Raw genomic sequence first — 23,987 nt, 5'->3', positions numbered from 1 at the left:
GAAGGGGAAGTCGTCAACGACGGAAGAGAAGGGAGAGGAAAAACCCCGTCCCGGCGACGGCGATGACGGCGGCGCCGGAGGTGACGTTGAAGCGAAAGGCCAGGAGAAGGCCGACGAGGGTGAAAAAGAGGCTCAGGACCGTGGCCCGGACCATCATGCCCAGCAGGGACCGGGAGAACTTCTCGGCGATGTAGGGCGGAATGGACAGAAGGGCGATGACGAGGATGAGGCCGACGACGCTGATGACGAGGACGACGGAGAGGGCCACGAGGGCCAGGAGAAGGACGTAGAGAGCCGTCACGGGAAGGCCTCGCGTCCGGGCATAGTCCCTGTCGTAGGAGAGGGCCTCGAGGGGACGGTAGAAGAGGGCGACGGCCAGGAGGACGAAGGCCGCGGCGGCCGTCATGAGGGCCAGGTCTTCGGAGGGGACGGCCACGAGGCTCCCGAAGAGGTAGCTCATCAGGTCGGGGTGGTAGCCCGGCGTCAGATCGAGGAGGAGAATGCCGAAGGCCATGCCGACGGCCCAGAGGACGCCGACGACGGCGTCGGCCCTGCGACTGTCCCTGAGGGTCACCCCGGCGACGACCGTCGAAAGGGCCACGGAAAAGAGGGCCGCCCCTGCCAGGGGGGGATAGCCCAGGTAGTAGGCCAGGCCGATGCCGCCGTAGGCGCCGTGGGCCAGGCCTCCGGCGAGGAAGACGACGCCGTTGACGACGACGAGGGTTCCGATGACGCCGCAGAGCAGACTGGCCAGAAGACCGGCGTAGAGGGCGTTGCGGAGGAACTCCTGCTGGAAAAGCTCAGTCATGGCGATCCTCCTCGTGATCGTGGACGCCGAGGACGCGATGGGGGACGCCGTGGGCGATGAGTTCCACGGGACAACGGCCCCAGGTGGCGCGGAAGGTGGCGTCGCTGATCGTCCCCGAAGGGTGGTAATGGACCTTCCTGTTGACGCAGGCCACGGCGCCGACGTGGCCGCTGACGGCCGTCAGGTCGTGGCTGACGACGACGATCGTCGCCTCGCCGTTGAGCTCCTTCAGGACCTCGTAGAGGGCACTCTGGGCCGAGGGATCGACGCTGGCCGTCGGCTCGTCGAGAAGGAGGAGCTCCGGCGCCGTGGCCAGAGCCCGGGCGATGAGAACGCGCTGCCGCTGTCCCTGGGACAGCTCGCCGAGACGGCGGCGGGCCAGATCGGCCAGGCCGACCCTTTCCAGGGCTTTCGCGGCGGCGCGGCGCTCCTTTGCGTCGGCCCGCCCGAACCAGCGTCCCCGGCCGAGGCGGCCCATGAGAACGACCTCTTCGACGGTTACGGGAAAATCCTTGTTGACGTTCGTGTCCTGAGGAACGTAGCCGACGCGGGAAAGGGCCTCTTCGAGGGGGCTCCCCAGAAGGCGGATCGTCCCTGCGGCCGGCCGGAGAAGGCCCACGAGGAGCTTGAGAAGGGTCGTCTTCCCTCCCCCGTTGGGCCCCAGGAGGGCCAGGAACTCGCCGCGGGGAACGGAGAAGGTGACGTCGTCGAGAATCGTCTCGCCGTTGTAGGCGAAACGGAGCCCCTCGACCTCGACGGCCCAGTTCATGAATCGCGGCAGGAGGGGCAGAGCCCCCGGACGATGAGGGAAACCTCTTCGACGAGGAAACCTCCCCCGCCGGGAAGGGAGACGTCGAGAGGAGCCGACGGGAGACAGAAGACGGAGCCGCACTTCCGGCAGAGGAAATGGGGGTGGACGGGGTTGTGGACGCAGGCCTTCTCGAAAAACTGCTCCCCCTGAGGGCCGCGAAGGGCCCTTGCGATGCCCCTCGCGACGAGGAGGTTGAGGAAGCGGTAGACGGTGGCCAGATCGACGCCCTCCGTCGCGCGGTGGAGCTCGGCGGCGGAGAAGGCGCCGTCACGGCGGAAGACCTCTTCGAGAAGGGCCTTTCTCCCGGCCGTGACGCGGATTTTATGGTCTCTCAGAACCTGGAGGGCCTCGCATCGTTCCATGGCTTCATCCTAGCCTTTATGCGAGAGACTTGCAAGTGTCTGCCCCGATCCCCAGGGAAAGGCCCCCTTCGCCGTCCCCCGGGAAGAACGCCACCTCCCTCCGAAACCACCCATCGCGACCTCGTCGCTTCGGCGGAGACAGAAACAGGGCAGCGACGAGGTCGGAAAACCCTGCCTTCGACGCGAAGAGCTTGGAAAGAGCTCCTTTTTATAGTAAGGTATGCAATGGACAGATCGGGAGCTGGCCCATGCCGCCCCTCTTCATCGGCTTCTCGTCGCCCCTTCCGGGACTGACGAGGATCCGTGCCCTGGCCGCCTCGACATCCCGACCGCTCTCTGCTGGAACAGACCCTCTTTGAAGAGGGCAAGGAGGTAGACGACCATGGACAAGAAGATCCTGCTGGGCCTGGCCCTGGGCATTCTGGGCGTATCGACGGGCTCTCTTTTCGCCCGCCTCGCCGAGGCGCCGCCTCTGGTCATCGCAGCCTACCGCATCGGGGCGGCGACGCTTTTTCTGGCCCCCTTCGCCCTGTCCCGATGCCGCGACGAGTACCGAGCCCTGAGTCGGGGAGATCTTTTACAGGTCCTTCTGGCCGGGGCCTTTCTGGCCCTCCATTTCGCCACCTGGATCACATCGCTTTTTTTCACCACCGTGGCCAGCAGCGTCGTTCTCGTCAACACCATCCCCATCTGGGTCGGCCTCTTCGGCCCCGTCATGACGGGAGACAGGGTGGGACGGAAGACGGCGCTGGCCATGGGCCTCGTCATGATCGGCGGAGCCATCGTCGGAGCCGGCGATTTCGCCCTCAGCGGGAGGGCCCTCGTCGGCGACGGTCTGGCTCTGGCGGGAGGCCTCTCGGCGGCCCTCTACTTCCTCATGGGGCGCCGCGTCAGGGACAGGCTCTCCCTGCTGGGCTACATTTTCCTCTGCTACGGATCGGCGGCCCTCGTCCTCGGGGCCCTCGTCCTTGCCCTGGGGCTGCCCGTCTCCGGTTTTTCTTCCCAGACATGGCTCCTTTTCGCCGCCATGGGGCTCATTCCCCAGATCCTGGGCCACTCGGCCTACAACTGGGCCCTTCGCTGGGTCTCGCCGGGACTCGTCGCCGTGGCCCTTCTGGGCGAACCCCTGACGGGAACCCTCCTGGCCTGGATCTTTCTCGACGAGGGCCTGACGACGGCCAAGCTGGCAGGCGGAGCCGTCATCCTCGTCGGCATCGTCCTGGCCTCTCTCGGCGAGAGCCGGAAGGGCTCCTCCGAGGCCTAGTCGCCGAGAAGCCTTTCCGTGGACAGGGCCAGGAACCTCTCCGCGAAGGCTCCGTCACGGGGATCGCCGTCGAAGCCGAAAAGGGGACCGTCGCCGAAAAGGGGGCAGGGCCTGCCTCCCAGAGCCTCCAGCATCGCGACGAGGGCGTCGTCGAACCTGCCCGACCCCCTCAGGGCCATGGCTGCGACGAAGGCGGTCTTTTCGCGCAGGCCGTCGACGGGACTCCGGAGAGTTTTTCTCCGCCGACGGTGGCTTTCCATTCGGGCCGTCATCTCCCTCTCGGCCGATCCCACGTAGAGGTAAAAACCCCTGTCGAAAGGCAGCGTCCCGCTGCCGTCGGAGAGAAAGAAGGGACCGTCTGCCCTGAGAAGCAGAAGGTAGTTCCCTCCGTCGCGGGCTTCGGCCTCGATGCGTTCCCAGGGGATGGGAAGAGGCCGCACGTCGCGGCTCAGGGAGAGGTCCTCCTGCCAGGAGACGGCCAGGGCCATGATCTCGACGCGATCGCGCACTTCGAGAAGGGTCCGGGCAAAGAGAAGGTCCCTGTGGTACTCGGGCGAGAAGAGGCGGGGACGGTCGGAATGGACGACGAAAAGGAGAGCCGACCGTCGCCCCTCCTCGGCCAGACGGGCCAGGTGGCGCAGATGGCGGCTTCCCCTCTCCGTGACGGCATCGGGGAAAAGAGCCGCCGATTCGGTGAAGAGGGTGCAGGATTTGACCTCCATGACGAGAGGGCCTGAGGCCGTGTCGAGGAGGAAGTCGAAGCGGCTCGATCCCTCCGTCACCTCCCGCCTCAGGATCTGGGCCTCTTCGAGGCCCGGAACGAGGCCCTTTTCGACGAGAGCCTGGGCCACGTCGTTGTTCCAGTGAGTGTGGACCAGGACGGGACGGCCGAACCGCTCGGCGGCGACGACGGTCCACTCCGTGGCCCCGCCGGGAGCGGCGACGAGGCGCAGAGGAGCGCCGGGATGGAGAAGCTCGTCGAGGCGGCCCGGATTGGGAAGATAGGCCCGCACCGACTGCCCCTCCATGTCGACGTCGACGACGAAGCGATTGGGCCTGGCGATGAAAAGCCCCTCGCGCAGGGGACCTCGAGGGCGGTAGAGAGGGGCGGAGACGGTCATGGACGACATCCCTTCCTTTTTCGTGGAGCTTCCGTGAAGTTTTTCCACATTATAGTCCGGGGGGGTAAAAGCTGATAGGATAGCCCGAAAGATCGCAAACAGAAACGGAGGCATCGTCATGGATCTGCGCCGCACCCTCTCGACGGGCTTCAGGAAGGGACTGGACACGACCTGGACCCTTCTGAGGATCACCCTGCCCGTCTATTTCGTCGTCCGCCTTCTCGAGGCCACTCCCCTTCTGGGATGGCTCTCCCGCCTTTTCGAGCCTCTCATGGGCCTCTTCGGCCTTCCCGGCGAGGCCTCGCTGGTTCTCGTCATCGGCAACGTCCTGAGCCTCTACGCCGCCATCGGCGCCCTGGGAGCCATGTCCTTCGACTCCGTCCAGGTCACGGTTCTGGCTCTCATGCTCTCCTTCTCCCACTCCCTGCCCGTCGAGTCGGCCCTGGCCCATCGTCTGGGCCTGAGCGTGCCCCTCGTCGTCGCCTTCCGCCTGGGCCTGGCGGTCCTCACGGGGATGGCGGCCCACCTCACCCTGGCGGTCGCCTGATGGACCTTCTCCTCGACGCCTTCGCGGGGGGGCTCTCCCAGGCCTGGCTCATCGCCCGCGTCGTCATCCCCCTCATGGTCCTCCTCCAGCTCGCCCGGGATCTGAATCTCCTCGACGGCCTGGCCCGGCTCCTCCGTCCCCTCACCCGCCTTTTCGGCATGTCGGCCAAGTCGGCCTTCCCCCTCCTCGTGGGACTCATCTTCGGCCTCTCCTACGGGGCGGGCGTCATCTTCGACAGCGCCCGCGAGGACGGCCTGACGAAACGGGATCTCTTTCTCCTCGTCCTCTTCCTCGTGGGCTGCCACGCCATCATCGAGGACACCCTCGTCTTCGTCGTCGTCGGCGCCGACGGGCGCCTGCTCCTGGCGACCCGCGTCGGCGTGGCCCTCGTCGTCACCTGGCTCGTCTCCCTCTTCCTGAGCCCGACGGCGACGACGGCCCTTCCCGCCCTGCTGAACAAGCGCTCCGGGCCCCGCCCGTGACATCGAGACGCCCTTTCGGCCTGCCAAGGAGGGAACTGCAATGAAAACAACGGTCCTCGTCCTCCTCTTTTCCCTGTTCCTGGCCCTGCCCGCCCCGGGTGCCGTCGACGTCGCCGATCTGCGAGGTCCCAAGATCGACGAGCTCTACTTCGTCCTCGTCCGCGACGCCGATTCCCAGCTTCTGGCCCTGGAACGGGGCGAGACGCACCTCCTGGCCGACCTGGCCCGGCCCGTCGACATCGAGCGACTCTCGCGGCGCGACGACATCGAACTCTCCCTGACTCAGGCCTTCCACATGATGGAGATGGGCTTCAACCTTCGCCGCCACCCCTGGGACGACCTGGCCCTCCGTCAGGCCATCGCCTCCGTCATCCCCCGCGACGAGATCGTCCGCGACCTCTTCGGCGGCTATTCCGCGGCCCTCGAGACCTTTCTCCCTCCCGTCTCGCCCTATTTCGAGCCCGACGTCACGCGATGGCCCCATGACCCGGAGCGGGCCCGATCCCTCCTGAGCGAGGCCGGATGGAGCTGGGACGGCTCGGGGTCCCTCGTCACCCCCGACGGAAAGAGTCTGCCCCCTGCGCGCCTTCTCTCCCCCCTGGCCCAGGTCTCGCCGACGACGGCCGATCTGGCCCAGAGACTGGCCCGGGCCCTGAACTCCCTGGGACTGACTGTCACCGTCGAAAATCTCGACTTCTCCGTCCTCGTCGAGCGCCTCAACCGTCACGATTTCGATCTCTTCCTCCTGGCCTGGTCCCTGACGCGCGATCCCGACAGCCTCTACGCCTTCTTCCACTCCTCCATGGACGTGAAGGACGGCTACAACATGGCCGGACTTCACGACGCGGACCTCGACGTCCTCCTCGAAGGCCTGCGCCAGGCTCCCGACGAGGCCTCAGCCCGCCGTTTCGCCTCCGAGGTCCAGAGGGAGCTGGCCCGCCTGCTGCCCGCGATCCCCCTCTACTCCCGCTACGCCGTGACGGCCCACAGGAAGGAGTGGACGGGATTCATCGCCTCCGACAGGGCGACGCCCGACAACCTCTGGAGCCTTCTCAACATCGCCCCCGCCTCGGGAGAGCTGGCGCCCTTCCGCTGGACCCTCACGGACGAGCCGAGAAATCTCAACCCCCTGGCGACGGCGACGGCCACCGATTGGACCGTTCTGGGTCTCATCTACGAGTCGCTCCTCTCCATCGACCCCTACGACCTCTCCGATCGGCCGGGACTGGCCGAGAGCTGGGACGTCTCCGTCATCGACGTCGGCGGAAAGGCGGCGACGCGCCTCACCTTCCGCCTCGGCCCCGACCTCGTCTGGCACGACGGACGTCCCCTGACGGCCTCCGACGTGGCCTTCACCCTGGGCCACCTCAAGGCCCTGGCCGTCCCCCGCTTTTTCGACAACGTCAAAGACGTGGCCGACGTCTCCGTCGCCGACGAAAGGACCGTCGTCGTCACCATGGACGGCGTCAGCTTCTGGCATCTCCACAACATCGGCGGGCTGCCCGTCTTCCCCGCCCATATCGTCGGCGACGTCGAGGCCTGGCGAACCTGGCAGCCGACGACGGAGTCGCACGGAGACCTGACGGGCCTCATCGGATCGGGACCTTTCGTCTTCCGCGAATACCGGCCCGGCCAGTACGTCCGCCTCAGCCGTTTCGACGGCTACCGAAGGCTGAAAGGGCAACCATGACCTACTGGATCCGCCGAATTCTGGGAGCTCTGGCCGTCGTCTTTCTCGTCCTGACGCTCAACTTCGTCTTCTTCCGCCTCATGCCCGGCGACCCCCTGTCGAGCCTCATCGACCCCCGCTTTTCGCCCGAGGCGAAAGAGGCGCTGCGTCAGGCCTACGGTCTCGACCGCCCCATGGCGGAGCAGTTTTTTCTCTACCTCCGGCAGACGGCCTCCTTCGACTTCGGCCTCTCCTTCATCTCGGGACGGCCCGTCTGGGACGAGCTCCGTCAGCGCCTCCCCCACACCCTGGCCCTTTCGGGAAGCGCCCTCTTCCTCTCGGCCCTTCTGGGAACGGCCCTCGGCGCAACCGCCGCCCTCAGGCGGGGCGGCCTGACGGAACGGGCCGTCCTCGGGTTCGGCGCCCTTTCCTTCTCCTTTCCCTCTTTTTTCCTCCAGCTCGTCCTGCTCCTCCTCTTCGCCGTCATCTGGCCTGTCTTTCCCCTGAGAGGTTCTTTCTCCGTACCGGCCCCCCAGGGGACGGCCTTTTTCGTCGACGCCATCCGCCACCTGACCCTGCCCGTTCTCTCCCTCGTCCTCCTCAGCTTCGGCTCCTGGGCCCTCTACATCCGCAACCTCCTCGTCAAGATCCTCGCGTCGGAACCGATCTTCCTGGCCCGAGCCAAGGGGCTGCCCCCGTCGGTCATCGTCCTCCGCCACGGCCTGAGGACGGCCCTGCCGCCGCTGCTGACGCTCCTTCTCCTCTCCCTGCCGGGCCTTCTCTCGGGAGCGGTCATCACCGAAACGGTCTTTTCCCTCCACGGAGTCGGACGGTTCCTCCTCGAATCGATCCAGGGCCGGGACTACCCCGCCGCCGGAGGGGCCTTCTACCTTCTGGCCCTCGTGACGGTGGCGAGCAATCTCCTGGCCGACTTGGCCTACGGCCTGGCCGATCCCCGGATCCGCTTCGAAAGAAGAGCATGACGATGAGCCTCCTGCGCCGCTGGAGCCCCTGGGTCCTCCTCCTTCTCGCCCTGGCCGGCCTATCGGGCCCGACCCTGACGGGTCCGGCCGAAGAAAGCGTCGCCCCGCCCTTCTCCCGCCCGCTCTGGCTCGATCGGACCTCGCCGCCCACGGTCCGCCTCCGGTTGGACGGCCACGACCGACAGGTCGCCCTCGACTGGCAATGGGGCCCGCCGGCGGGATTTTCCCTTCATGTCTCCTGGAGCCTTCCCGAGGGAGGCCGGGGACGCCTTCTCTGGGAGGGAGCGGGACAGACGCTCCTCCTGGCCGAGCTGAAAGGCCCCGGGGGGACCGTCTCCCTCGACGGCCGCGACATGGCCTTCCGCCTCGGCCTGGGACTGACGCCCTTTCAGTCCGCCATGGAGAGACTTCTTCCCGGACCCGGCGCCTACGCGCTCCGCTACGAGGGAGACCGGCCCCTCTCTCTCGACGTCGCCGCCGCCTTTCCCGGCGGACGCTGGGGCCTCCTCGGGACGGACCAGAGGGGACGAGACGTCTTCCGCCTCTTTCTGGCCGGGATCAACATCTCGCTTCTCATCGGCCTGTCGGCGACGTTCCTGGCCACTCTGGCAGGGACGACGGCGGGCCTTCTGAGCGGCTATCTGGGAGGGATCGTCGACGGCCTTCTCATGCGGCTGGCCGACCTTCTCCTGGCCCTGCCCGTGCTGCCCATCCTCATGGTTCTGGCCGGCCTCTGGGGGCGGGGCCTCTGGCAGCTCGTTGTCATCCTGAGCCTTTTCTCCTGGATGGGAACGGCCCGAACCGTGCGGGCCCTCACCCTCTCTCTGCGCGAGGCGCCCTTCGTCGAAAACCTCCGCGCCCTGGGAGCTCCCACCGCCTACATCCTGGGCCGTCACCTCCTTCCCGAGGCCCTGCCCGTCCTTCTGGCGACGGTGACTCTCGGCGTCCCAGGGGCGATCCTCTCCGAGGCGGGTCTGGCCTTCCTGGGCCTCTCGGACCCCAACCTCCTCTCCTGGGGGCGGATGCTCCACGAGGCCCACGGCTTCGGAGCCTTCACGGCCGGAGCCTGGTGGATCATCGTCCCGCCTGGCCTGGGCATCGTCGTCGTCTGCCTCTCCTTTCTCGATCTGGGGCGCTTTCTGGAGGAGAAGGCCGATCCCCGCCTCCGCGAGAGATCATGATCGTCGTCGAAGGGCTCCGGCTGACCTACGGGGGATCGCGCGACATTCCGGCCCTGGACGGCATCGACGTCGTCTTCCGACCCGCCTCGACGACGGCCGTCGTCGGCGAATCGGGCAGCGGCAAAAGCAGCCTCGTCGCGGCCCTCATGGGAATCCTTCCTCCCGGGGCCTCCCTCGCGGGGAAAATCACCGTCGACGGCCGCGACGTGACGGCCCTCGGCGAAAGGGAGAAGGCCTCCTCCTACCGGTGGACGACGGTCTCCCTCGTCCTGCAGGGGGCCATGAACGCCTTCACGCCCGTCCTCACCCTGGGGCGTCAGATCGGCGAAGTCCTCGAGATTCACCGGGGCCTTCGCCGATCTGACGCCCTGAAACGGGCCGGAACGCTCCTCGAAGAGACGGGCCTGCCCCGGTCCTGGACCGGCCGCTACCCTCACGAGCTTTCGGGAGGCCAGAAGCAGAGGGCCGCCATCGCCATGGCTCTCGCCTGCGACGCCCCCTATCTTCTGGCCGACGAACCGACGACGGCCCTCGACGTGATCACCCAGGCCGAGATCATCACCCTCCTCGGAGAGCTGACGCGAAGCCGCGGTCTGGGTCTCGTCCTCGTCACCCACGACCTGGCCCTGGCTTCGTCCGTGGCCGACGAGCTCGTCGTCCTCCAGGCGGGCCGCGTCGTCGAAGAGGGCCCGACGGGCCACGTTCTCGCCGCACCCCGCCACCGTCACACCATCGACCTTCTGGAGGCCCTGAAGGAGCTGGAAGCCCATGAATCCTGAAATCGTCTCCCTCGTCGACGTGGGGCACACCTTCGGAGGCAGGAGGGGAAGGACTCCCTTCCGCGCCCTCCACCCTCTGACCGTTTCTTTCGGAGAAGGCCAGTCCCTGGCCCTCGTCGGCGAATCGGGAAGCGGCAAGACGACGCTCCTCCGCCTCCTCCTCGGCCTGACCCGACCGACGGAAGGGCGTCTTCGCCTCTTCGGCGTCGACCCCGCCGCCGGAGGGGAGCGGGCGACGGCGGCCCGGAGACGCTGCGGCTACATCCCTCAGGATCCCTTCGGCGCCCTCCCTCCCACTCTCACCGTCATCGACGCCGTCGCCGAACCCCTCCGGCTGGGCCCTTCTCCCCTTCCGCGCGAGGCGGCCCGCGAAAGGGCCCGGCATCTGCTCAAGCTCTGCCTCCTCGAAGAATCTCTCTGGGACGTCCGGGCCGGAACGAGCCTCTCCGGAGGCCAGCGACAGCGCGTCTCCTTCGCCCGGGCCCTGATCGCCGACCCCGATCTCCTTCTGGCCGACGAACCGACGAGCATGCAGGACAGCGGCACCCGACGCCTCCTCGTCGCGAGGATCGCCGAGAGGTCCTCCCGGGGCAAGGGGCTCCTCTTCGTCACCCACGACCTCGTCCTGGCCCGGGCCGTGACGGAGCGGGCCCTCGTCCTCCTCAGAGGACGGGCCGTCGAGGAAGGCCCGACGGAAGCCCTCCTCCGAGAGCCCCTCCATCCCTACACGAAGGCCCTGGTCGCAGCCCTTCCCCGGCTGGGCAAGGCCCTGACGGGACCGCCTCCCTCGCTGGGAACGGCGCCTCCCGGCGGCTGTCCCTTCCTTCACCGCTGCCCATCGAGCCTTGCCCTCTGCGCCTCCTCTCCGCCCCTCACGGCCCTTGCCGGGGGAAGGAAGGTGGCCTGTCACCTCTTCCGGGAGAGGGCTCCGTCGACTTCCGATCTTTCCCGATAGATCTCCGACGACGCCCCTATCGGCAGGAAACATTCGAGATTTTCCAGGAGGCCACGGATATGAACCGTCTTTTCCCCCACATGAGGGGCACGCCCTCTTCGGGGTTCCATCGCATCGTCAAAACTCTGGGCTCGCGCAACTACCGCCTCTTCTTCACAGGCCAGAGCGTCTCCCTCACGGGCTTCTGGATGCAGCGCGTCGCCATGGGCTGGCTCGTCTACCGCCTCACCGGCTCTCCCCTCTATCTGGGCATGGTCGAATTCGCCGGTCAGATGCCCACCTTTCTCCTGAGCCCTCTGGCCGGAGTCTGGCTCGACCGGTGGGATCTGCGCAGGACCATCTTCGTCTGTCAGGTCCTGAGCATGGCCCAGGCCTTTCTCCTGGCCTTCCTGACCCTTACGGGGATGGTCCGTTTCGGCCACGTCCTGGCCGTCGCCGTCTTCCTCGGCATCGTCAACGGCTTCGAACTCCCTGCCCGACAGTCCTTCGTCGTCCGCCTCGTCGAAGAGAGGGAGAACCTGCCTGGCGCCATCGCCCTCAACTCGGTCCTCTTCAACGGGGCCCGCCTCATCGGACCCTCTCTGGGCGGCCTCGTCATCGTCGCCATCGGAGAGGGGCTCTGCTTCACCGTCAACGGCTTCTGCTACCTGGCCACCCTCGTCGCCCTGGCCCTGATGAAGCTGGGACGGACCGTCAAAGAGAGCGGCGAGCGGCAGTCGGCCCTGACCGAGCTACAAGAGGGGTTGGCCTACGCTTGGTCCTTCGTCCCCCTGCGCAACCTCCTCCTCCTCGTCACGGCCCTGAGCTTCTTCGGCCTTCCCTATCTGGCCCTTCTTCCGGCCTTCGCCGAGGAAAACCTCGCCGGCGGAGCCCAGACACTGGGATTCCTCATGACCGCCACGGGGCTGGGCTCCCTCGTCAGCGCCGTCACCCTCGCCGGTCGGGCCTCCGTCAGGGGACTCGACAAGGCCGTCACCGTCGGATCGGGACTCTTCGGCGTCGCTCTGGCCCTCTTCTCCATGACGCACCGTTTCCCCCTCTCCTTCGGCCTCATGATCTTCGTCGGCCTGGGCATGAACCTCTCCTACATCACGGCCAACACCCTCATCCAGTCCCTCGTCGACGACGACAAGCGCAACCGCGTCATGGGCCTCTACGTCATGATCCTCAGCGGCATGGCCCCCCTGGGCAGCTTCGCCACGGGTCTCGCCGCCGACGGCATGGGGACGGGGAGAACCTTCCTCTACGGCGGACTCGTCTGCGTCGTCGCCTGCCTCCTCTTCTGGCGGGGCCTGCCCGCACTGAGGGCGGCGACGGCCTCCCTCGCGGCCCCCTCGGAGGAAAACGCCTGACGGCGAAGGACGGAGACGACGCGACCGTTCCCCCTCCGAAACCTCCGCCGGCCCCGGGGAGAAGAATCGTTGTCGTCGCCCCCGAAGGGGCGTATAATCCCCGAAAAGGAAGGGATTCCCTTCCCAACACAACTAAAAAGGTCGGGGTAATGGCTCAGAGCTTTTACCGCACAGCAGGCTCCTTCTCGGCAGGGTAGACACAGAACCCGTCCGGGCAGGGCCTTTTTTTGCTTTTTCCCCGCCCTGTCCGACCGGAGGGCGGACCCCCCTTCCGGAGGGGCAGGACCTCGCCGGAAGGACCAAAACTCACCTTGGGGGCGAGACGAATGATGGAGGAGACGAACCAGGACGTTCCACTGGTGCCGCTGAAAATCGGCATCGTCTATAACGGAAGGCGGGAGGCGGAACCGGAGGAACCCGACGATCTCTACGAGGAATACGACTGCGAGAAAACCATTGAGGCTCTGGCCGCGGAAATCGCCCGACAGGGGCATTCCGTCGTCACCATGGAACAGGACGACGATCTGAGCCGACGCCTCCGGGAGGCCGATCCCGATCTGGTCTTCAACCTCGCCGAGGGACTGGGCAACGGGCGGGGGCGGGAATCACAGGTCGCCTGCCTTCTCGAATCGATGGATATTCCCTTCACGGGATCCGACTCGGTCTCTCTCTCCCTGACCCTGGACAAGGTTCTCACCCACACCCTTCTCGGCAACGCCTCCCTTCCGACACCGGAATTCCACCTCTTCCGCGACGAAAGCGACCTGAAGACGAAAGCGCCTCTTTTCGGCGAGGGCGCGACGTGGATCGTCAAGCCCCGCTGGGAGGGCTCGTCGAAGGGGATTTTTCCCGACTCCCTCGTCGGCGACGTCACCGCCCTCGAGGATCGGGTGCGGCGCATCTGGAGCCGCTACCGCCAGCCGGCTCTCGTCGAACGTTTTCTCCCCGGCGAAGAGATGACCGTAGGCATCGTCGGCACGCCGCCGCGCCTGGCGGGCATGATGCGCATCGTCGCCGCCGACGACGACGGCAAACCCTTCCTCTACTCCCTGGAACAGAAGCGGGACTGGGTGAAACAGGTCCGCTACAGGGGTCCCGAAACCATCGCCCCCGACCTGCGCTCCCTGCTGGCCGACAGGGCCCTCAGGGCCTTCCGGGCCCTGGAGCTGCGCGACGTGGCTCGAATCGACTTCCGCCTCGACGGGAAGGGCGACCCCCACATCATCGACGTCAACCCCCTGCCGGGGATGTCTCCCTTCTACAGCGACCTTCCCATCCTCGTCCGGCTCAGCGGAGGAAGCTACGCCGGGCTCGTCCGGGCCGTCATCGACGCCGCCTCGCTGCGCCACAAGCTCGGCGACGCCGTCTCCGCCAGACGATGAAGGCCCGGAAGATCCTCGTCGCCTCGGCCGTCGAGGCGACGTCGCGTCCCGATGTCGTCGACGTCCTGCGCTGCCGCCTCTCCGTCATGGAAAGCCTGAACCGCCTCGGCTTCCCCTGCCTCCCCTTCGACATCGCCCGTTCGGAGGCGACCGACGGCGCCTCGCTGAACCTCCGCCTCGAAGAGGCCGACCCTCTCTGCCTCTTCAACCTCTTCGAGGGCTTCAGCGATGCCCCCGCCCAGGAGAGCGCCTTCGCCGCCCTCCTGGAAGAGCGGGCCCTCCCCTTCACCGGCAACGGCTCGGAGACGCTCGCCCTCTGTCTCGACAAGGAGCGGACGCGACGGCGTCTGGCCGACAGGGGCCTTCCCGTCCCGCAGGGGCGGTCCGTCGAGATCGGCGATCTCTCGACCCTGCCCTCTCTTCTGACCTTCGACGCTCCCTTCTTCCTCAAGCCCCGCTGCGAAGACGGCAGCGTGGGAATCGACGGCACCTCGCTGGTGACGGAGGAAAAGGCCCTGGCCGGCGCTCTGGCGGCCAAATTGAAACGCTTCCCCGAGGGAGTCGTCGTCGAGGAGTTCCTTCCCGGCCGGGAGTTCGCCGTCGCCTTCCTCGGCAACGACCCCTACGACGGCCTGCCCCCCTCCGTCATCGACTACGGACGCTACGGCCATCTTCCTCCCTACCTGGCCTATGAGGCCAAGTGGGACGAAGAGGCTCCAGACTACGCCATCATGCCCGAGTCCTGCCGCGACGACGACAGCCAGCTTCCGTCGGCCCTGGCCCTGGCCCGGGAGGCGGGTCGCGCCCTGGGCTGCCGCGGCTTCTTCCGCGTCGACCTCCGAGAGGGACGGGACGGAAGGCTCCGCATCATCGACGTCAACCCCAATCCCGACCTCAACGTCGACAGCGGCTTCGCCCGCCAGGCCGGCCGGGCGGGACTGACTTACGACGATATCATCGCCCGGCTGGTCTTTCTGGCCCTGGAGGGAAAGGAGGTCCGCACCCTTGAAGAGCCATGCCCTCTACGACTATCTGGCGCTCGCTGAGAGAAGCGGCGCCTTTTCGCCGGCGGAGATGGAGATCCTCGGCGAAGTCCTGGCCGACTGGGCCGAAGACCCCCAGTCAGGCTATTTCGTCCTCGAAGAAAATCTCGAAGGGAGAAGGGCGGGCTTCCTCGTCTACGGCCCGACGCCGATGACGGATTTCGCCTACGACCTATACTGGATCGCCGTCGATCCTCCTTTTCAGAGACGCGGCGTGGGGCTCCGCCTTTTGCGGCGCCTCGACGGGGCCCTCGACGAACGAGGCGCCCGGGCCGTCATCCGCGTCGAGACGTCGGGCAAGGCCAGTTACGAGGGGCAACGGCGTTTCTACGAGGCCGGCGGCTACAGGGAGTGCGGGCGTCTCGCCGATTTCTACGGAGAGGGAGACGATCTCGTCCTCTACGGCCGATCCCTGGAGGCGAAAGAGGCGAGGTGAAGGCCTCCCCTGTCCCTCCCTCCGAAGGGGGGACGGCGAGGGGCGACCGACGGGAGATGAAACGTCGGGCCCATCGCCCCCGAAAGGGCTGGACCCGACGTTTTTGTGCTATCTTTGTCGAGATCTCCCGACGCAGCGAAGACGGGTCGGGGAAAGGCGGCGACCTCCTTTGAAAGACAACCGTTCCAGACAGGGCGACAGCGCCACCGCGACGGCCCCAACGACGACAGGGCTCCCCTTTCTCCGGGCCTTCCGCTCCGTCAACTACCGCCTTTTCTTCGGCGGCCAGCTCATCTCCCTGACGGGCCTCTGGATGCAGCGCGTGGCCATGGGCTGGCTCGTCTACCGCCTCACCGACTCGGCCGTCGCCCTGGGGACGGTCGAATTCATGGGGCAGATTCCCATCTTCCTTCTGGGCCTCTTCGCCGGCCCTCTCCTGGACCGCTGGGAATTGAAGCGGGTCATCTCCCTCTGCCAATTCCTCGCCATGGGACAGGCCCTCTTCCTGGCCTTCGGCGCCATGAGGGGAACCATCACCTACGTCCAGATCGTGGCGGCCGCCACCTTTCTGGGCGCCGTCAACGCCTTCGAAATGCCCGCCCGCCACTCCTTCGTCATCCACATGGTCGAGCGCCGCGACGACCTGGCACCGGCCATCGCCATGAACTCCGTCCTCTTCAACTCGGCCCGCATCTTCGGCCCCTCCATGGGCGGCCTCCTCATCGCCTCCATCGGCGAGGGGACCTGTTTCCTCATCAACGCCCTGACGTACCTCTCCATCATCGTCGCTTTGGCCCTGATGAAGACGACGCCGACCCACAAGGGGCCGGGGAAGACAGGCTATCTGGCCGACCTGGCCGCAGGGCTGGGCCATGCATGGGCCTTCCTCCCCCTGAGGCGCCTTCTGGGACTCCTCGTCGTCATAAGCTTCGCCGGATTTCCCTACATCACTCTTCTGCCCATCTTCGCCCGCGACATCCTGGGCGGCGACGCCACCACCCTGGGCTTCCTCCTCGGCGCCCTGGGCCTGGGAGCCCTCGTCAGCGCCCTCACTCTGGCCATGCGCACCGGCCTGGAGGGCCTGGCCAAACGGACGGCCCTGTCCATCATCGCCTTCGGCCTGGCCCTTCCCGCCTTCGCCCTTTCACGCCACCTCCCCCTCTCGCTCCTTTTGATGGGCACAGCCGGCTATCTCTCCATCGCCGTCACCGTGGCCTGCAACACCCTCATCCAATCCCTCGTCGACGATGACAAGAGAAGCCGCATCATGTCCCTCTATTCCATGGCCCTCCTGGGCCTGGCCCCCTTCGGGAGCCTGACGGCGGGCTTCGCCGCCAGGACCTTCGGCGCCCCCAGAACCCTCTTCATCGGCGGCTTCCTCTGCCTTCTGGGAGGACTGGCCTTCTTCCGCGGCCTCGACTCCTTCCGGGAAACGGCCGGGCCCGTCCTCGCGGAGCGGGGACTGCTGTAGGGGAAATCCCGCTTTTTCGGGAACCTCTGAAAAAAAGATCCGGCGAGCTCCAACAGTACCTCTTGGTGGCTGAACACGTACGTTGCGTGCCCTTTCAGCCTGTCGTGTCAGGCAAGTTGCCTATGTAGAGCCATTCCCGGCTATTTTTTGTCTTATGGTTGCCGTTTGCCGGATTTTGAAGACACTACGCCCTATCCATCTCCAATAAAAGCCTTCTCGCCATGTACGGGTTGGACAGGGCAAAGATCACGTGGACATGGCTCGTGTTCTTCTTGAGCCCCTTGTAACGCACCTTGGTGAATCTGAAGACCCGCTTCGCTCTTCAAAAGACATGCTCCACCTTTGCCCTCGTTTTGGACAGCATACGATTGTGAGACCGTTCTTCGTCGGTCGGTTTCCTGTTCCGTGACCCTCTTTTGTCGGCCTTGTCGACGGCATCGGGTGCCTTTTCCCGGATCGTCTCCGTCTTGCCTATGTAGGCCGAATCGCCCCAGACTCCCTTTTTTCGCTCCATTCCCTCCGACGAGCTGGCCGGCTTCTACCGCGCCGCCGACGTGGCCGTCGTCACGCCCCTCCGCGACGGCATGAACCTCGTCGCGAAGGAATACTGCGCCTGCAACACCGACGGAGACGGCGTCCTCGTCCTGAGCGAGTTCGCCGGAGCGGCCGGTCAGCTGGCAAAAGGAGCGCTCCTCGTCAACCCTCACGACGTGGAGGGGCTGGCCCGGACTCTCGTCGCGGCCTGCGACATGGCCCGGGAGGAACGGGAGAAACGCATGATCCGGCTTCGCCGGGCCGTTCGAAGGCAAGACATCTTCTGGTGGGTCGACAACTTTCTCCGGGCCGCGGCGGGGAGGGCCCTCCGGGATTTCCCGCCCGACGACCTGGCACCCCTTCTTCCCCGCCCCCGGGAACGCCCTCTGGCCTGACCGCCCCCCGGAAAAAGCGGACGGAAAAAGAGGAGAGCCCTCGGGGCTCTCCTCTTTTTCCGTCCGCAAGGGGGAAAGGATCTAGCGCATGAAGATCCTCACGAGGCCCATGCTCAGGGAGGGGACGAAGGCGAAAAGGAGAAGACAGCCCAGGAGGGCGGCGAAGAAGGGGACCATGTTGCGCGAGATCTTCTCCATCTTCACGCCCGAGACGGCCGAGGCGACGAAGAGATTGGCGCCGTAGGGAGGGGTGATGAATCCCGTGGCGAGGGCCACCGTCATGACGAGACCGAAGCGGACGGGCTCCATCCCCAGCTTCTGGACGACGGGAAGAAGGATGGGCGTGAGGATGATCATGGAGGAGATGTTGTCGACGAAGCAGCCCACGACGAGGAGAAGGGCCAGGATGAGGAGGATGATGACGACGTAGTTGGAGGAGAGCCCCAACAGGGCCGTGGCGATCTTGATGGGGATCTGCTCCATCGTTCCCGTCCTGACCGTCATCGACGCCCTCGTCGTCGAAGTGGGCCATCACTACCGCGACAGGGCCACCAAGAAGTTGCGCACCCTGGAGCGGCTCCTGGCGGAAAAGAAGATCACCCTCTAGCCCCGTCCTTTCGACAGGACAAAAGGAGCCCGCACCCTCCCCCGCAAGGGGAGGGCGAGCGGACTTCTTTTGTCCTGTAATCTTGTGGGCTGTCCCGTTTAATGGATTGCCCTCTTGAATTCCTTTCAGAGAGGTGGTTTCATGAAAACTACCTGTTCAAACAAGTGGTTTAATGCAGCACAAGGAGGAGAGAAGAGTGAAAATTCGCATGAAGCTCCAGGGAAAGATCACGGCCCTGGTGCTCGCCGTGGTTCTCGTCATCTTCGTGGCCATCGTGGGCACCATCAGCGTTCTCAACAGGCGGGCCAGTCTCAGGGAGGCCCAGGAGCTGGCTCTGAGCCGCTCCCGGGAGCTGGCGAGCGTGATGCGCCTCGAGTTCGAGCGGGCCATCGCCGTGGCCCGCTCCCTCTCCTACGTCCTTGAGGGACTGGGAGCCAACTCCAACTTCGACCGGGGCCAGGTCAACGAGATGCTCGCCCAGACCTTGAGGCGCAATCCCCACTTCTTCGGCGTCTGGACCTGTTGGGAGCCCAATGCCTTCGACGGCCGCGACGCCGATTTCGCCGGCCTCGACGGCCATGACAAAACGGGGCGCTTCATCCCCCGCTGGTACCGCGACGGCGACCGGGTGGCCCTGGAGCCCCTTGCGGGCTATGACGTTCCCGGCGACGGCGACTACTACCTCAAGGCCATGGAGCGGGGGACGGAGACGATCCTGGAGCCCTTCCTCTACGAGGTGGGGGGCCGGCAGGTGATGATGACGACTCTCACCGTCCCCGTCGAGATCCGGGGGAAGAGGGTCGGCGCCGTCGGCGTCGACATCGCCCTTGACGTCATCCACGAGCTGACGGCGTCGATGAGGCTCTACGAGACGGGCTTCGGCCGCCTCCTCTCTCATAAGGGCATCGTCGCCAGCCACCCCGACAAAAGCCGCATCGGCGATATCGCCGGCGAGACCCAGGGACCGGGTGGCGACGAGGCGCTCCGGCGCATCGCCGCAGGCGACAGCTGGTTTGAAGAGGCCTGGTCGGTGGCGGTGGGGCAGATGACCTACAAGGCCTTCGCCCCCGTCGAGATCGGAGAGACGGGAACGCCCTGGAGTTTCAGCGCCGTCGTTAAGGCAAGGGAGGTCCTGGCCGTGGCGAACCGGACCCTCTACGTGTCTTTGGCCCTGGCGGGGGCCGGCCTGCTGGTCATCGTCATCGCCGTCTGGCTCATCGCCGGCCGGATCGTGAGGCCCCTCAGGACGGTGGCCGAGCTGGCCGGACGAGCCCGCGAGGGGGACCTGACGATGACCCGTGACGACTTCGCCATCCGTTCCGCCGACGAGCTGGGCCTCATGGCCGACGCCCTGGCGGCGATGGTCCGCTCCCAGGCCGACATCGTCTTCCAGATCGGCCAGACTGCCGAGGCCATCTCGGAGACGTCGGCCTCCCTGGCCGCTCTCTCGGAGGAGACGAACGCCTCCATGGAGGAGGTCCGAAGCAGCCTCGACCAGGCCTCGGAACTCTCCGAATCGAACAGCGCCTCCATCGAGGAGACGTCGGCGTCGATCCAGGAGATGGCCGGCGGGGCCCAGACGATGGCCAAGGCCGCCGTCGAAGGTTCGTCGGCGGGAGAAAGGGCGGGCAAAACGGCGTCGGCCTCGGTCGAGAAGGTCCAGTCCGTCGTCGACGACCTCCACGGCGTGGGCGCCAAGGCTGAGGAGAGCGTCGAGGCCATGCATCACCTGGCCGGATCGGTGAAGGAGATCGCTGGCTTCGTCGGCGTCATCGGCTCCATCGCCGACCAGACGAACCTGCTGGCTTTGAACGCCGCCATCGAGGCCGCCCGGGCCGGCGAGGCGGGCCGGGGCTTTGCCGTCGTCGCCGAAGAGGTGCGCAAGCTGGCCGAAGAGTCGAACCGGGCCGCCTCGGAGGTCTCCAAGCTGATCGGCGACCTGGAAGGAAGGGCCGGCCAGTCCATCGCCGTCACCGAGGAGACGGGGAGGGTCATGAAGGACGTCGCCGCCCGGGCCAACGAGGCGGGCCGGGATCTCGCCGTCGCCCTGAAGGAGATCAACCGCGTCATCGAGGCCATCGGCACCGTAGCCTCCACGGCGGAAGAACAGGCCGCCTCGAGCGAGGAGATGGCCTCGACCATGGACCAGATCACGGCGGGGACGACGCAGATCGCCGAACTGGTCCGCTCCATCGGAAACGCCTCGGAGGAGACGTCCCGGGCCGCCGAAGGGGTGGCCCAGCAGGCCCAGGAGATGAGTCTCCGCGGCCAGGAGCTTCTCTCCCAGATCGCCCGCTTCCGCGTCACCGACAGAGGGCCGTCAGGGCTGACGGCCCTGCCCCAAAAGGGGCGCTGAGGCAGGAGCCAGATGTAAAGAGGGGAGGCCCCCAGGGGCCTCCCCTCTTTACATCTGGCTAGGCCTCGCCCTTTTGGGTCTTGAGGAAGACCACGAAGGCCCGGGCCCATTGGGGGTCGAACTGGCTTCCCGAACAGCGTGCGATCTCGTCGATCGCCTCCTGGTGGGTGAGGGGTGCCCTGTAGGTCCGATGGGTCATCGATTCGTAGGCGTCGAGGAGGCTCATGAGGCGGCTTTCGAGGGGGATGGCCTCTCCGGCCAGCGGGTTTTTCCGGAGAGGGTAGCCCTGGCCGTCCCAGCGCTGGTGGTGGTGGAGGATGACCTCGGCCAGGTCGGCCAGGTGAAGGATGGCGGAGGCGATGCGGGAGCCCGCCTCGGGGTGGACCTGAACGGCACGCCACGGGTCGGCATCGAGAGGCCCCTCTTTGGAGAGGATCACCCCATCGACGGCGATGAGGCCGATGTCGTGAAGGGAGGCGAGGCGTGCCATACGGCGACGGAAGGGTTTGAACAGTTCGCTTGCAATATCTCTATAACTGCTTTATTTTTGTTTCTTTATGGATAGATTAGTTGGGATAGGCGAAGCGGCCAAAGTGCTGGGTGTGTCGATCACGACGCTGCGGCGTTGGGAGGCGTCTGGCAAGTTGGCCGCTGAACACACGGTGGGCGGGCATCGTCGTTATGATCTGGCCAAGCTGCGCCCGGATCTGTTTCGCGTTGAGGCCGATGGGACCCGGCGCACCATCGCCTACGCCCGCGTCTCCAGCCATGACCGGAAAGCCGACCTGGAACGCCAGAAACAGGTGCTCGAACTCTAGCTCGCCAAGGCTGGACCTTCGAGATCATCGCCGACCTGGGTTCGGGGATGAACTATCACAAGAAGGGACTCAAGCGTCTGCTCGACGAGGTAATTGAAGGGCACATTGGGCGGCTGGTCCTCACCCGCAAGGATCGACTCTTGCGCTTCGGTGCGGAGCTGGTGTTTGCCATCTGCGAGGCCAAGCACGTCGAGGTGATTATTCTCGGGAACCTCTGAAAAAAAGATCCGGCAAGCTCCAACAGTACCTCTTGGTGGCTGAATTCGTGCGCTGTGTGCCATTTCAGCCTGTCGTGTCAGGCAAGTTGCCAATGTGGAGCTATCCCCGGCTCTTTTTTGCCTTATGGTTGCCGTTCTGCCGGCTTTTGAAGACACTACGCCCTATCCATCTCCAATAAAAGCCTTCTCACCATGTACAGGTTGGACAGGGCAAAGATCACGTGGACATGGCTCGTGTTCTTCTTGAGCCCCTTGTAACGCACCTTGGTGAATCCGAAGACCCGCTTCGCTCTTCAAAAGACATGCTCCACCTTGGCCCTCGTTTTGGACAGCATACGATTGTGAGACCGTTCTTCGTCGGTCAGCTTCCTGTTCCGTGACCCTCTTTTGTCGGCCTTGTCGACGGCATCGGGTGCCTTTTCCCGGATCGTCTCCGTCTTGCCTATGTAGGCCGAATCGCCCCGGACTCCCTTTTTTCGCTCCGTGGAGAAGGTCTCCGACCATCGGGGAGTCGTGGACATTCGCCGCCGTGGTCGCGAGGCTGTGGACCGGCTTGCCGTCTTTGGCCACCCCGATGCGGACTTTCATGCCGAAGTGGTACTGGTTCCCTTTCTTTACCTGATGCATGTCGGGGTCTCGCTTCTTCTCCTTGTTCTTCGTCGACGAGGGCGCGGCGATGATGGTGGCGTCCATGATGGTTCCCTCGGCAAGGCGCAGTCCTTTCGATTGCAGGTGAGCAGACCTCACGGAAGATCCGTTTCCCCAGGTCGTGCGCTTCGAGAAGGTGGCGAAACTTGCAGATGGTCGTCTCGTCGGGGACAGGCTCGTTCCCGACGTCGATGCCGACGAAGCGCCTCATCGATTCCATGTCGTAGAGGGCTTCTTCCGCTGCCGGGTCGCTGAGGTTGAACCAGCACTGGAGAAAGTGGATTCGGAGCATCCGCTCCAATCCAACCGGTGGACGACCTCGTTCGGCCTTGGGATAGAAGGGAGCGATGAGCGCGCAGAGATCCTTCCAGGGGACCACAGCCTCCATTTCGACAGAGGAACTTCTCCCGCCGGGTAGGCTTCCTGTATCTCTCGAAGGTCTGGGCGTCGGCAAGGGTTTTCTGTCGCTCCATTTCGTCTCGCACTCCTTGAAAAGGGGATGAGGACATCGGCGCTACAGCTCTATTCTACCAATTACATCATCGCTGATGCGACTTCATGAAAGGCGCTTTTTTCAGAGGTTCCTTAGGGAACCTCTGAAAAAAAGATCCGGCGAGCTCCAACAGTACCTCTTGGTGGCTGAATTCGTGCGCTGTGTGCCATTTCAGCCTGTCGCGTCAGGCAAGTTGCCTATGTGGAGCTATTCCCGGCTCTTTTTTGCCTTATGGTTGCTGTTTTGCCGGCTTTTGAAGACACTACGCCCTATCCATCTCCAATAAAAGCCTTCTCACCATGTACAGGTTGGACAGGGCAAAAATCACGTGGACATGGCTTGTGTTCTTCTTGAGCCCCTTGTAACGCACCTTGGTGAATCCGAAGACCCGCTTCGCTCTTCAAAAGACATGCTCCACCTTTGCCCTCGTTTTGGACAGCATACGATTGTGAGACTGTTCTTCGTCGGTCAGTTTCCTGTTCCGTGACCCTCTTTTGTTGGTGTTGTCGACGGCATCGGGTGCCTTTTCCTGGATCGTCTCCGTCTTGCCTATGTAGGCCGAATCGCCCCAGACTCCCTTTTCCGCTCCGTGGAGAAGGTCTCCGACCATCCGGGAGTCGTGGACATTCGCCGCCGTGGTCGCGAGGCTGTGGACCAGCTTGCTGTCTTTGTCCACCCCGATGTGGACCTTCATGCCGAAGTAGTACTGGTTCCCTTTCTTTACCTGATGCATGTCGGGGTCTCGCTTCTTCTCCTTGTTCTTCGTCGACGAGGGCGCGGCGATGATGGTGGCGTCCATGATGGTTCCCTCGGCAAGACGCAGTCCTTTCGATTGCAGGTGAGCATCGACCTCACGGAAGATCCGTTTCCCCAGGTCGTGCGCTTCGAGAAGGTGGCGAAACTTGCAGATGGTCGTCTCGTCGGGGACAGGCTCGTTCCCGAGGTCGATGCCGACGAAGCGCCTCATCGATTCCATGTCGTAGAGGGCTTCTTCCGCTGCCGGGTCGCTGAGGTTGAACCAGCACTGGAGAAAGTGGATTCGGAGCATCCGCTCCAATCCAACCGGTGGACGACCTCGTTCGGCCTTGGGATAGAAGGGAGCGATGAGCGCGCAGAGATCCTTCCAGGGGACCACAGCCTCCATTTCGGAGAGGAACTTCTCCCGCCGGGTAGGCTTCCTGTATCTCTCGAAGGTCTGGGCGTCGGCAAGGGTTTTCTGTCGCTCCATTTCGTCTCGCACTCCTTGAAAAGGGGATGAGGACATCGGCGCTA

The 23,987-nt window shown here is 65.3% G+C and carries 22 protein-coding genes and 4 pseudogenes; 17 read left to right on the top strand and 9 right to left on the bottom strand.

What is annotated here, in order from left to right:
- Nucleotides 1-13: 13 nt before the first annotated feature.
- The 3 genes from KAR29_RS02020 to KAR29_RS02010 are packed head-to-tail and all read right to left on the bottom strand — an operon-like array spanning nt 14 to nt 1,981.
- The gene (locus KAR29_RS02020) at nt 14-808 is read right to left on the bottom strand and encodes a metal ABC transporter permease (protein WP_274373987.1); all 795 of its coding nucleotides are present in this window, start codon (nt 806-808) and stop codon (nt 14-16) included.
- Nucleotides 801-1,577 carry a metal ABC transporter ATP-binding protein gene (locus tag KAR29_RS02015; RefSeq protein ID WP_274373986.1) on the bottom strand — a complete coding sequence of 259 codons (777 nt, stop codon included), beginning with the start codon at nt 1,575-1,577 and terminating at the stop codon, nt 801-803. The genes KAR29_RS02020 and KAR29_RS02015 overlap by 8 nt, the downstream gene beginning before the upstream one ends.
- A complete protein-coding gene (locus KAR29_RS02010) occupies nt 1,574-1,981 on the bottom strand; it encodes a Fur family transcriptional regulator (RefSeq protein ID WP_274373985.1) in 408 nt (135 codons plus the stop codon). Before KAR29_RS02010 ends, KAR29_RS02015 begins: the two co-directional genes overlap by 4 nt.
- Nucleotides 1,982-2,363: 382 nt before the next feature.
- On the opposite strand from KAR29_RS02010, the gene KAR29_RS02005 reads away from it, so the two are divergent.
- A complete protein-coding gene (locus KAR29_RS02005; protein ID WP_274373984.1) occupies nt 2,364-3,245 on the top strand; it encodes a DMT family transporter in 882 nt (293 codons plus the stop codon).
- Here the strand turns inward: KAR29_RS02005 and sfsA are convergent.
- Complete coding sequence (sfsA, locus tag KAR29_RS02000; RefSeq protein ID WP_274373983.1) at nt 3,242-4,366, bottom strand: DNA/RNA nuclease SfsA; 1,125 nt, start codon at nt 4,364-4,366, stop codon at nt 3,242-3,244. The two genes, KAR29_RS02005 and sfsA, sit on opposite strands and share 4 nt — an antisense overlap.
- A gap of 118 nt (nt 4,367-4,484) precedes the next feature.
- On the opposite strand from sfsA, the gene KAR29_RS01995 reads away from it, so the two are divergent.
- From KAR29_RS01995 to KAR29_RS01940, 12 genes are all read left to right on the top strand, one after another.
- A complete protein-coding gene (locus tag KAR29_RS01995; RefSeq protein WP_274373982.1) occupies nt 4,485-4,913 on the top strand; it encodes a nucleoside recognition domain-containing protein in 429 nt (142 codons plus the stop codon).
- Complete coding sequence (locus KAR29_RS01990; RefSeq protein ID WP_274373981.1) at nt 4,913-5,395, top strand: nucleoside recognition domain-containing protein; 483 nt, start codon at nt 4,913-4,915, stop codon at nt 5,393-5,395. The genes KAR29_RS01995 and KAR29_RS01990 overlap by 1 nt, the downstream gene beginning before the upstream one ends.
- Nucleotides 5,396-5,435: 40 nt before the next feature.
- A complete protein-coding gene (locus tag KAR29_RS01985) occupies nt 5,436-7,085 on the top strand; it encodes an ABC transporter substrate-binding protein (RefSeq protein WP_274373980.1) in 1,650 nt (549 codons plus the stop codon).
- Nucleotides 7,082-8,047, top strand: a complete 966-nt coding sequence (locus KAR29_RS01980; protein ID WP_274373979.1) for an ABC transporter permease — start codon at nt 7,082-7,084, stop codon at nt 8,045-8,047. The genes KAR29_RS01985 and KAR29_RS01980 overlap by 4 nt, the downstream gene beginning before the upstream one ends.
- Nucleotides 8,044-9,228: an ABC transporter permease gene (locus KAR29_RS01975; protein ID WP_274373978.1), complete on the top strand. Its 1,185-nt coding sequence runs from the start codon at nt 8,044-8,046 to the stop codon at nt 9,226-9,228. Before KAR29_RS01980 ends, KAR29_RS01975 begins: the two co-directional genes overlap by 4 nt.
- The gene (locus KAR29_RS01970) at nt 9,225-10,007 is read left to right on the top strand and encodes an ABC transporter ATP-binding protein (protein ID WP_274373977.1); all 783 of its coding nucleotides are present in this window, start codon (nt 9,225-9,227) and stop codon (nt 10,005-10,007) included. Before KAR29_RS01975 ends, KAR29_RS01970 begins: the two co-directional genes overlap by 4 nt.
- Complete coding sequence (locus KAR29_RS01965; protein WP_274373976.1) at nt 9,997-10,962, top strand: oligopeptide/dipeptide ABC transporter ATP-binding protein; 966 nt, start codon at nt 9,997-9,999, stop codon at nt 10,960-10,962. The genes KAR29_RS01970 and KAR29_RS01965 overlap by 11 nt, the downstream gene beginning before the upstream one ends.
- 59 nt (nt 10,963-11,021) lie before the next feature.
- Nucleotides 11,022-12,314 (top strand): MFS transporter, encoded by a 1,293-nt coding sequence (locus KAR29_RS01960; protein ID WP_274373975.1) that lies wholly within the window; start codon nt 11,022-11,024, stop codon nt 12,312-12,314.
- A 359-nt stretch (nt 12,315-12,673) separates the two neighbouring features.
- On the top strand, nt 12,674-13,696 hold the full coding sequence (locus KAR29_RS01955; protein ID WP_274373974.1) for a D-alanine--D-alanine ligase family protein: 1,023 nt from the start codon (nt 12,674-12,676) through the stop codon (nt 13,694-13,696).
- On the top strand, nt 13,693-14,742 hold the full coding sequence (locus KAR29_RS01950) for a D-alanine--D-alanine ligase family protein (protein WP_274373973.1): 1,050 nt from the start codon (nt 13,693-13,695) through the stop codon (nt 14,740-14,742). Before KAR29_RS01955 ends, KAR29_RS01950 begins: the two co-directional genes overlap by 4 nt.
- Nucleotides 14,702-15,175 carry a GNAT family N-acetyltransferase gene (locus KAR29_RS01945; RefSeq protein ID WP_274373972.1) on the top strand — a complete coding sequence of 158 codons (474 nt, stop codon included), beginning with the start codon at nt 14,702-14,704 and terminating at the stop codon, nt 15,173-15,175. Before KAR29_RS01950 ends, KAR29_RS01945 begins: the two co-directional genes overlap by 41 nt.
- Nucleotides 15,176-15,344: 169 nt before the next feature.
- On the top strand, nt 15,345-16,646 hold the full coding sequence (locus tag KAR29_RS01940; protein WP_274373971.1) for an MFS transporter: 1,302 nt from the start codon (nt 15,345-15,347) through the stop codon (nt 16,644-16,646).
- Nucleotides 16,647-16,830: 184 nt separating this feature from the next.
- Here the strand turns inward: KAR29_RS01940 and KAR29_RS01935 are convergent.
- A pseudogene (locus KAR29_RS01935) lies at nt 16,831-16,998 on the bottom strand (transposase); the annotation flags it as partial.
- Between the two features lie 202 nt (nt 16,999-17,200).
- On the opposite strand from KAR29_RS01935, the gene KAR29_RS01925 reads away from it, so the two are divergent.
- Complete coding sequence (locus KAR29_RS01925; RefSeq protein ID WP_274373970.1) at nt 17,201-17,575, top strand: trehalose-6-phosphate synthase; 375 nt, start codon at nt 17,201-17,203, stop codon at nt 17,573-17,575.
- Between the two features lie 81 nt (nt 17,576-17,656).
- Here the strand turns inward: KAR29_RS01925 and KAR29_RS01920 are convergent, their stop codons facing one another.
- A complete protein-coding gene (locus KAR29_RS01920) occupies nt 17,657-18,058 on the bottom strand; it encodes a TRAP transporter large permease subunit (RefSeq protein WP_274373969.1) in 402 nt (133 codons plus the stop codon).
- Here KAR29_RS01920 and KAR29_RS01915 point away from each other — a divergent pair.
- A complete protein-coding gene (locus KAR29_RS01915) occupies nt 18,030-18,182 on the top strand; it encodes a hypothetical protein (RefSeq protein ID WP_274373968.1) in 153 nt (50 codons plus the stop codon). The two genes, KAR29_RS01920 and KAR29_RS01915, sit on opposite strands and share 29 nt — an antisense overlap.
- A gap of 196 nt (nt 18,183-18,378) precedes the next feature.
- Nucleotides 18,379-20,538, top strand: a complete 2,160-nt coding sequence (locus tag KAR29_RS01910; RefSeq protein ID WP_274373967.1) for a methyl-accepting chemotaxis protein — start codon at nt 18,379-18,381, stop codon at nt 20,536-20,538.
- A 58-nt stretch (nt 20,539-20,596) separates the two neighbouring features.
- Here the strand turns inward: KAR29_RS01910 and KAR29_RS01905 are convergent, their stop codons facing one another.
- Nucleotides 20,597-21,052: an HD-GYP domain-containing protein gene (locus KAR29_RS01905; RefSeq protein WP_274374895.1), complete on the bottom strand. Its 456-nt coding sequence runs from the start codon at nt 21,050-21,052 to the stop codon at nt 20,597-20,599.
- A 43-nt stretch (nt 21,053-21,095) separates the two neighbouring features.
- On the opposite strand from KAR29_RS01905, the pseudogene KAR29_RS01900 reads away from it, so the two are divergent.
- Nucleotides 21,096-21,562 (top strand): annotated as a pseudogene (locus KAR29_RS01900) (IS607 family transposase); the annotation flags it as partial.
- Between the two features lie 167 nt (nt 21,563-21,729).
- Here the strand turns inward: KAR29_RS01900 and KAR29_RS01895 are convergent.
- Together KAR29_RS01895 and KAR29_RS01890 are read right to left on the bottom strand one after the other, a co-directional pair.
- Nucleotides 21,730-22,695: pseudogene (locus KAR29_RS01895) on the bottom strand (IS5 family transposase).
- 282 nt (nt 22,696-22,977) lie between these two features.
- Nucleotides 22,978-23,943 (bottom strand): annotated as a pseudogene (locus tag KAR29_RS01890) (IS5 family transposase).
- Nucleotides 23,944-23,987 lie beyond the last annotated feature (44 nt).

Source organism: Aminithiophilus ramosus (genome assembly GCF_018069705.1).
Classification (GTDB): domain Bacteria; phylum Synergistota; class Synergistia; order Synergistales; family Aminithiophilaceae; genus Aminithiophilus; species Aminithiophilus ramosus.
The sequence above is the reverse complement of the archived record's forward strand: the minus strand, read 5'-3'. Positions and strand labels throughout refer to the sequence as shown.